This window comes from Balneola sp. EhC07, assembly GCF_001650905.1.
Taxonomy (GTDB): domain Bacteria; phylum Bacteroidota; class Rhodothermia; order Balneolales; family Balneolaceae; genus Balneola.
In genome coordinates this window covers 300582-309308 of the sequence record NZ_LXYG01000018.1, presented here as the reverse complement: position 1 = coordinate 309308, position 8727 = coordinate 300582, and the positions used below count along the sequence as shown (strand labels likewise).

Sequence of the window (8727 nt, the reverse complement as noted above, 5' to 3'; positions counted from 1 at the left end):
TAAGTAAGACCGTTTCAAGAGCAATTCCTTACAAAGATCCCGAAGCAAGTTCGGGATGACCCTATATATTTTACCGTTCAAAAACTATAATCGAATTATCTGACATCTACAATCCTGAGAATACTTTCTGCAAATCTTCGATAAATGCTCAGGCTCCTAGAAACAGAACTATTTTTGTATATGAAATATCAACCATCTACAAGGATGACACCATTCTCTAATCAATATTCTTCTATCTCATCAATAAACTTTCTCAATCACATCAAATTTAGTTCTGAAGCGGATATTTTGTATCTTTGGAAAGAATCTAAATAAGCATATAAAACGCTGAATGAACACTTGTTAAAGTTGGTTATATCAGCGTAAATCAAGATAAAATTATAGACGCACATGAGTGAAGAATTAAGTGACGGTGTAAAAGAGCTTGAGTCGATGATCGGCGAAGAGTATAAGTATGGCTTTACTACCGATGTTGAATATGAAGATTTTCCAAAAGGAATCAGCGAAGAGATCGTTCGTGAGCTTTCAAGAGTAAAAGAAGAGCCGGAATGGATGACGGATTTTCGTGTTAAGGCTTACCATGCCTGGAAAGAAATGGAAGAGCCAACCTGGTTCAATGCCACTTACAAGAAACCTGATTTCGAAAATCTACTTTATTATTCAGCTCCGAAGAAAAAGCCTCAATTGGATAGTATGGATGATGTGGATCCAAATATTCGTGAGACTTATGAAAAGCTTGGAATTCCATTGGAAGAGCAAAAAATGCTTTCCGGTGTAGCCGTTGATGCTGTTTTTGACAGTGTTTCTATCTTTACTTCGTTCAAAGAGAAGTTAGCTGAAGCTGGCGTTATTTTTTGTTCGATGTCAGAAGCTATAAAAGAACATCCGGAATTGGTTAAGAAGTATTTAGCTTCTGTAGTTCCAGTTCGGGATAACTTTTATTCAGCATTAAACTCAGCTGTATTTTCTGACGGATCGTTTTGTTACATCCCAAAGAATACTAAATGTCCAATGGAGCTTTCAACCTATTTCCGTATCAACAATATGGAATCAGGTCAGTTTGAAAGAACATTGATCGTAGCAGAAGAAGGAGCAAGCGTAAGCTATTTAGAAGGTTGCACGGCTCCGATGTACGATGAAAACCAATTACATGCTGCGGTTGTAGAACTTGTGGCTTTGGATGACGCCGATATTAAATACTCAACCATTCAGAACTGGTATTCCGGTGATGAAAACGGTAAAGGCGGTATTTATAACTTTGTGACAAAGCGTGGTATCTGCAAAGGAAAGAATTCTCACATTTCATGGACTCAGCTGGAAACAGGTTCAGCAGTAACGCTGAAATATCCATCTGTAATATTGAAAGGTGATAACTCAGTTGGTGAATTTTACTCAGTAGCTGTAACTACAAAAATGCAGCAAGCGGATACCGGTACAAAAATGATCCATCTTGGTAAGAACACTAAGAGTACGATCATTTCTAAAGGTATTTCGGCTGGTAAATCAAATAACAGTTATAGAGGAGAAGTAAAAATCTCCAAGAATGCTACCGGATCAAAGAATTACTCAGTTTGTGATTCAATGTTGATCGGACAAGAATGCGGAGCTCATACCTTCCCGTATATTTCATCAGAAAATCCTTCCAGCAGTGTTGAGCATGAGGCGACAACATCCAGAGTAGGTGAAGAACAGATCTTTTATCTGATGCAACGAGGAATTAGTGAGCAAGATGCGATTTCCATGATCATAAATGGATTTGTAAAAGATGTATTGAAAGAATTACCTCTAGAATTTGCTACTGAGGCAAACGCGCTCCTTAATGTGAAACTAGAAGGTAGTGTAGGATAACCATTTACGAGCGGAGCGAAGTAATCTCCGTGGTTAAGCTAAGAAAGTGAGATTGCTTCGTCGTGATCTCCTCGCAAAAGAAATTAAATAACAAATAAAAGAAAAAGCAGAATAGTGTTAGAAATTAAAAACTTACACGCCAAAGTTGAAGGCGAAGACATACATATCCTTAAAGGTGTTAACCTGAAAGTTAATGCCGGTGAAATCCATGCGATCATGGGACCAAATGGAAGTGGTAAAAGCACTCTTTCAAAGGTAGTATCTGGTCACCCTGAATATGAAGTGACAGAAGGAGAGATCCTTTTCAACGGTGAAGACATTACTGAATTAGATGCTGACGAAAGAGCACATCTTGGCTTATTCTTGGCTTTTCAGTACCCGGTAGAAGTTCCAGGTATTACTAACAAAACGTTGTTACGTGAAGCTTACAATACTATTGCAAGAGCCAATGATCGTGAAGAACTTGATCCAATTGAATTTGAAGATTACATCATTGAAAAGCTTGACGTGATCAACATGAAGGATGAGTTTTTAAGCCGTTCTATCAATACCGGATTTTCCGGTGGTGAGAAAAAGAAGAATGAGATCTTCCAAATGGCAGTATTAAACCCAACGCTTTCATTTTTAGATGAGACAGATTCCGGATTGGATATCGATGCATTGAAGGTTGTATCAGATGGCGTGAATAAGATTGCTAATGATGAGAACGCAATCGTAATGATCACGCATTACCAAAGATTACTGAATTACATCAAGCCGGATCATGTACATGTGATGATGGGCGGAAAGTTGATCAAGTCTGGTGGATTTGAATTAGCTGAAGAGCTTGAAGCGAACGGCTACGATGCATTGGAAAAAGAATTAGTATTAAACGGCGAGGCTCAATAATGAGTGAAGTAATCCAAAGAGACACGATGTTATCGTACATAACAGGCTCTGTGGAAAGCAGTGCTGAAAGTGTGGCGATTCGTGCAATTAACGAAAGAGGAAGAGAAGATCTCGAAAATACTCCATTTCCAACTCGTAAAGATGAAGATTGGAGATTTGTTGATCTGAAATCCATCACTAAAAGTCAGTTTTGTAAGTTGGAAGAAGCAAATGCAGCTGATGTTGGAGATATTTCCGATCATTATCTGCCCGAAGCGATGAATTGCCGATTGGTTTTTGTAAACGGAGTATACAGCGAAGAACTATCTTCTGTTGAAGATCTTCCGAACAATGTTATAGTAGGTAACCTTGCTGCTAACGCTGATAACAATTCAGTTAAAGAACATTTGGGAACCATCACAAATTACGATGATGATGTTTTTGCTCCATTTAATGATGCGGCTTTTACGGACGGAGCTTTCATTTATGTTCCTGAAGAGACCGTTATTAGAACTCCGATTCATATTCTGAATGTATTTACAGATGCTGAAAAAGCATTTTATGCAACTCCTCGTTTGTTGTACGTTGGAGAAATGTTCTCTAAGTCTACGATCATTGAAGAGCATATCGGCTTAGCTGATAATCAATATTTGAATGTTCCTGTTACTGAATTCAAGATGTTTACAGGCTCAAATGTGCATCATGCAAGAATTCAAAGAGACAGCAAGAAAGCTTCTCACGTATCTCGTCCGATCGCAATACTGGACAAGAACGCTGAATATCATTCTTACACGATCTGTTTGGGAGCTAAATTGTTCAGAAACGATCCAAGAGTAATTCAGAATGCTGAAGAAGTGAATTTCACTGTTGATGGATTGGTATTGATCGATGGAGACCAAATTGCAGATACGCATTCAATTATGGATCACAGATTTGCACATGCAGGAAGTCATCAGCTACACAAAGTAGTTGTGAACGACAGTGCACATTCAGTGTTCAACGGAAAGATCTTTGTAGCTAAAGATGCTCAGAAGATCGATTCTTTCCAGGAAAACAGAAATTTATTGCTTTCTGAGAACGGTAAAGTAAACACAAAGCCACAGCTTGAAATTTTTGCTGATGATGTATTATGTTCGCACGGTGCTACCATCGGTCAACTTCAGGACGAAGAGGTATTTTATCTCCAAAGTCGTGGATTGACGGAGCAGAAATCGCGTGAGCTTTTAGTGTATGCATTTGCTCTTGAAAGCGTAGAAAGTATGGAAGTGGAATCAGTAGAGAAGCTTTTACTGAACGAAGTTATTGAATACACGAATAGAGACGAAAAGTGAATCCTCCCTTGAGGGAGGTGTCCGCCTTTGGCGGACGGAGGGTGTTTTAAGGCTTCAAGCTTTTAAAACACCCCTCAGATTAAATCGAGAACAATCGATTTAATCATCTCCCCTCGAGGGGAGAATAAAAAAATGAATACAATGCCACAAACAACAACAGACATACCAACTAAAATTAACTGGGAAGAAATAAGAGCTCAGTTTCCTGTGCTTCAACAAGAAGTAAACGGTAAGAAATTGGTATATCTGGATAATGGCGCTTCCAGCCAAATGCCGAAGTCGGTGAGTGATCGTATCGATGCTTATCACAAAAACGAGCATGCTAATGTGCACAGAGGAATTCATTCTCTGAGCCAGAAAGCTACGGATGCTTTTGAAGCAACCCGTACAAAGGTTCGTGATTTCATCAATGCAGGAAGTCTGGAAGAGATCATTTATACAACCGGAACAACGGATTCAATCAATCTGGTAGCACAAAGCTACGGACGTAAGAATTTTAAAGCCAGCGATGAGATCCTGGTTTCAGAAATGGAACATCACGCGAATATCGTGCCTTGGCAAATGATTGCCGAAGAAACAGGAGCGAAGCTGAAAGTCATTCCAATGAACGACAAAGGCGAGCTCATCATGGACAAGTTCTATGAATTGTTTTCTGATAAAACCAAAATGGTTGCGGTTGTTCATGTTTCGAATGCACTGGGATCCATCAATCCTGTAGAAGAAATTATAGAAGCAGCTCATAAACGAAATGTCCCTGTACTTATTGACGGAGCACAAGCTGTTCCTCATTCTAAAGTGGATGTTCAGGCTTTGGACGCTGATTTCTATGCATTCTCGGCTCATAAAATGTGCGGTCCAACAGGATTCGGAATTTTATACGGCAAGAAAGATCTGCTCAACGCAATGCCTCCGTACAGAGGTGGTGGCGATATGATCGACAAGGTTACGTTTGAGAAAACGACCTGGAATGATCTTCCTCATAAATTTGAAGCAGGAACACCTCCGATATCAGCAGGAGTTGGATTGGGTGCAGGAATTGATTTTCTGAATCAGATCGGGATGGAAGCCATTGCTGAAAGAGAATACGAATTGCTCGAATACGCAACTGAGAAATTAAATCAGATCGAAGGTTTGAAAATTGTCGGCACCGCTGACAAAAAAGCCTCTGTGATCTCATTTTTGTTAGATGGAATTCACCCGACCGATGCCGGAACTATTCTGGATCAACAGGGAATTGCCGTTCGGACAGGACATCATTGTGCTCAACCGATCATGCAGCATTATGAGATTCCGGGCACGTTAAGAGCTTCCATTTCGTTTTATAATAACGAAGAGGACATCGACAGGTTGGTAGAAGGAATTGAATTAGTAAAAGAATTTTTTGGATAAATAAGTAAACATTATGGCTAAAATTAAAGAAATAGAACGTACTCCTAATCCTGATGCAATGCGATTTGTATTGGATGAACCGCTTACAAATGGAACCACCCGTTCGTTCGAAAGCAGTGTGGAAGCAGAAGGCGACAACCTTGCGTCTGCTTTGTTTGCTATCGACAGCGTTATCAATGTGTATTATGTTGATAAATATGTGACGGTAACTCAGGACGGAAAAGCTGTTTGGTCTGAATTACTCAGAAAATTAGCTCCTCCGATCCGCGAAGCTGAACCACAAATGGGTGTGGAAGACGATTCTGAAGTTCATGTAAGTAAAGAAGCTCAGGAATCTGATGATCCCCGTTTGATCGAGATTAATAAAATGCTGGATGAACAAGTTCGTCCGTATCTGTTAGCTGATGGTGGTGGACTGAAAGTTCTGGGACTGGAAGAAAACCGTTTGAAAGTTCACTATCAGGGAGCTTGCGGAACTTGTCCTACAGCAACCACAGGAACGTTATACGCCATCGAAAGTATGGTAAGACGTGTTGATCCCGAAATTCAGGTAATTTCAGTATAGAAGGCAACATCATGGATATTTCCATAAGCGACAGAGCTATTAAAAGAATCGATGAGATTCGCACCGAACAAAACGTGCCGAAAGATGCGTTTCTGAAAGTTGGTGTGATTAGCGGAGGTTGCTCCGGCTTAACGTATGATCTTGATTTTGACAGCGACGTTGAACCTCAGGAAAATGACAAAGTATTTGAGCTGAACGGAATGAAAGTTCTGGTAGATATGAGAAGTTTTCTGTATCTGGCCGGAACCGAGCTTGATTACACTGACGGTTTAGAAGGAGAGGGATTCCATTTTCATAATCCCAATGCCTCCAGAACCTGCTCATGTGGAGAGAGTTTTAGTATTTAATGAAATCTCCCTTCGAAGGGAGACAGGTCGAACGCTTGCGTGAGATCAGAGGGATGTTTTTAGGCTTCTGAGCTTTAAAAATACCCCTCGCAAAATCATTTGTACAATGATTTTGAGCTCCCCTCAAAGGGAGAATAAGTTTAACGTCATCCCGAACTTGTTTCGGGATCTTTGTGAGGACTTCAAACAGTAAAACAATTAATTATATAGTTTAAAGCTAATTCTTAAGATGCTGAAACGAGTTCAGCATGACCTATTATGCAAGAACCAATTATCAACAAAATAAAAGCGAATACAAAGCTGGTCACTGTAGACCTGGCTAAGTTATTCCATGATTCCACTCCAATTGCGGAGCTGGACATCAAGCAATTCCTGCATATGGAAATGTTGTTGAAGGAAAAAGATTTCCGTCAGCATTTAAAGGATTTTGATTGGTCACAGTTTGAAGGAAAATACCTTTCTGTGTTCTGTTCAACCGATGCCATTATTGCTCCCTGGGCTTGGATGTTGATTACAAGTCACGCAAAACAATTTACTGAAGAAGTATTTCATCTTACCGCGAAAGAAGTCACTCACGAACTTTACCGAAGAAGGGTAGAAGCCTTTGATTGGAGCGCCTACCAAGACAAATTCGTACTCCTTAAAGGATGTGGAGATATTCACGTACCTGATTCCATCTATTTATTGGCTACCAATAAGTTAATGGGAACAGCCAAGAAGATAATGTACGGAGAAGCTTGCTCATTCGTTCCAGTTTGGAAGGGATAATTTTTTAGTTTGCCACGGAAACACAAAAGCACGAAAAATATATCAGGTCATCCCGAACTTGTTTCGGGATCTTTGTGAAGCCTTAATCTTTATCCTAACCTGTTTAGTAAATCAAAGTCGTTGACTTAAGATGCTGAAACGAGTTCAGCATGACCTCGGGGAGAAGCTTGTTCTTTTGTGCCCGTTTGGGAGGGATGATTTTTTAGTTAGCCACGGAAACACAAAAGCACGAAAAATATATCAGGTCATCCCGAACTTGTTTCGGGATCTTTGTGAAGCCTTAATCTTTATCCTAACCTGTTTAGTAAATCAAAGTCGTTGACTTAAGATGCTGAAACGAGTTCAGCATGACGTTGAGGCGAAGCTTGTTCTTTTGTGCCTGTTTGGAAGGGATGATTTTTTAGTTAGCCACGGAAACACTAAGCCACAAAAAAAACTGGTCATCCCGAACTTGTTTCGGGATCTTTGTGAAGGCTTTTAGTATCAATCTATTCAGTAAATTAGTCAGAGTCTCCGTCCTTTCGATTTGAATCGGCTGATCGGCTGATGACCAAGAAATCTAAGATATCTCTTGAAGGAAAATTTTAGATTTCTCCCTCCGGTCGAAATGGCAAAGAAGCGATGGGAAGCGGAAGCTACCTATGGGTGTTCTCAAGCTGAGCTTAGAAACGGGGTTAAAACGGAACAATTTTTAATTCAATTTTTAGCTTTCCCACTGTAATTATTTAGATAATCATAGTAAAAATCATCTACTTTCTTGATTAGTCGAAAAATTATCTCTCGGTTTAAATTATCATCACATTGATCTACTAGTTTCATTAAATCTGACATTATTTCTGAAAATTCATCTTGAATTGCTTCCTTAGGAAAATCTATTGATAGTTTTTTTAGCTTCTCGAATTGTCTTAAAATTCTTCTGTGTTCTAAAACGATATAATCATTTTTTCTTCCTTCTTCTTCAGTTAAATAATTAATCTCCAACATTTTTTTAAGATCTGACAATTGATTTTGGATGACTTTTATTTCAAGAGAGTTCTTATTCCCATCTTCAATTAATGGTACTTTAGCAGGAGCGTTAAGACCAAGTAATCTTATTATTGAGTTTATATTTCCTTTCTCATTAATTGCTTTTTTTGTAGCAGTAATAGATTCAGAAAGTTCACTTTGTGAGTTTAAAACTTCATGATACCTCATATGTTTAGAATATCGCAACGTTCTTAAACCATCGATATCAAAAATTTTGGGTGTCCCTTCTTCCTGAATTAAGACAACTGGTTTGTCAAAAGCTTGTCGAATACCCAACTCAAACAAGACATTTGGATTCCTAGTACTTAGATCACATACAGCCATTGGTGCATCTATGAGTTTTTGAAGAATGTCTAAGTGAATAAGATTTGTTTGTTTTACCTCATCAGACCTAATTGGGTTATAATTTGAACTTTCAATAGCAGGTATAATCAAATCTCTATAGACTCTACTAAAATGCCCGGATTCATAACCTTCGACGTCACTAATTGGCATGATTACAAAACAGTCTTCTTTATTTTTCTCTTCTTTTTTAGCCATAATAATTTCTTACGTTTACCTAAGAATCTAATCAATTATTTAAGTT

The 8727-nt window shown here is 38.9% G+C and carries 8 protein-coding genes; 7 read left to right on the top strand and 1 reads right to left on the bottom strand.

Features of this window, described 5'->3' with window-relative positions:
- Positions 1-390: 390 nt before the first annotated feature.
- From sufB to A8B79_RS13220, 7 genes are all read left to right on the top strand, one after another.
- A complete protein-coding gene (sufB, locus tag A8B79_RS13250) occupies positions 391-1848 on the top strand; it encodes a Fe-S cluster assembly protein SufB (protein WP_066223551.1) in 1458 nt (485 codons plus the stop codon).
- A 114-nt stretch (positions 1849-1962) separates the two neighbouring features.
- Positions 1963-2736 (top strand): Fe-S cluster assembly ATPase SufC, encoded by a 774-nt coding sequence (gene sufC, locus A8B79_RS13245; RefSeq protein WP_066223548.1) that lies wholly within the window; start codon positions 1963-1965, stop codon positions 2734-2736.
- The gene (gene sufD, locus A8B79_RS13240) at positions 2736-4046 is read left to right on the top strand and encodes a Fe-S cluster assembly protein SufD (RefSeq protein ID WP_066223547.1); all 1311 of its coding nucleotides are present in this window, start codon (positions 2736-2738) and stop codon (positions 4044-4046) included. The genes sufC and sufD overlap by 1 nt, the downstream gene beginning before the upstream one ends.
- Before the next feature lie 141 nt (positions 4047-4187).
- Positions 4188-5435 carry an aminotransferase class V-fold PLP-dependent enzyme gene (locus A8B79_RS13235; RefSeq protein ID WP_066223585.1) on the top strand — a complete coding sequence of 416 codons (1248 nt, stop codon included), beginning with the start codon at positions 4188-4190 and terminating at the stop codon, positions 5433-5435.
- Positions 5436-5448: 13 nt separating this feature from the next.
- Positions 5449-6000 carry a NifU family protein gene (locus A8B79_RS13230; protein ID WP_066223544.1) on the top strand — a complete coding sequence of 184 codons (552 nt, stop codon included), beginning with the start codon at positions 5449-5451 and terminating at the stop codon, positions 5998-6000.
- A gap of 11 nt (positions 6001-6011) precedes the next feature.
- Positions 6012-6347 carry a HesB/IscA family protein gene (locus A8B79_RS13225; protein WP_066223543.1) on the top strand — a complete coding sequence of 112 codons (336 nt, stop codon included), beginning with the start codon at positions 6012-6014 and terminating at the stop codon, positions 6345-6347.
- Positions 6348-6605: 258 nt separating this feature from the next.
- Positions 6606-7115, top strand: a complete 510-nt coding sequence (locus A8B79_RS13220) for a DUF2480 family protein (protein WP_066223541.1) — start codon at positions 6606-6608, stop codon at positions 7113-7115.
- A gap of 696 nt (positions 7116-7811) precedes the next feature.
- Here A8B79_RS13220 and A8B79_RS13215 read toward each other — a convergent pair.
- Positions 7812-8681 (bottom strand): hypothetical protein, encoded by an 870-nt coding sequence (locus A8B79_RS13215; RefSeq protein WP_066223539.1) that lies wholly within the window; start codon positions 8679-8681, stop codon positions 7812-7814.
- Positions 8682-8727 lie beyond the last annotated feature (46 nt).

What these genes read in the sequence shown, in the direction of transcription:
- sufD (WP_066223547.1), top strand. Translation starts at nt 2,736, where the DNA reads ATGAGTGAAGTAATCCAAAGAGACACGATGTTATCGTACATAACAGGC.
- sufB (WP_066223551.1), top strand. Translation starts at nt 391, where the DNA reads ATGAGTGAAGAATTAAGTGACGGTGTAAAAGAGCTTGAGTCGATGATC.
- A8B79_RS13220 (WP_066223541.1), top strand. Translation starts at nt 6,606, where the DNA reads ATGCAAGAACCAATTATCAACAAAATAAAAGCGAATACAAAGCTGGTC.
- A8B79_RS13230 (WP_066223544.1), top strand. Translation starts at nt 5,449, where the DNA reads ATGGCTAAAATTAAAGAAATAGAACGTACTCCTAATCCTGATGCAATG.
- A8B79_RS13235 (WP_066223585.1), top strand. Translation starts at nt 4,188, where the DNA reads ATGCCACAAACAACAACAGACATACCAACTAAAATTAACTGGGAAGAA.
- A8B79_RS13225 (WP_066223543.1), top strand. Translation starts at nt 6,012, where the DNA reads ATGGATATTTCCATAAGCGACAGAGCTATTAAAAGAATCGATGAGATT.
- A8B79_RS13215 (WP_066223539.1), bottom strand. Translation starts at nt 8,681, where the DNA reads ATGGCTAAAAAAGAAGAGAAAAATAAAGAAGACTGTTTTGTAATCATG.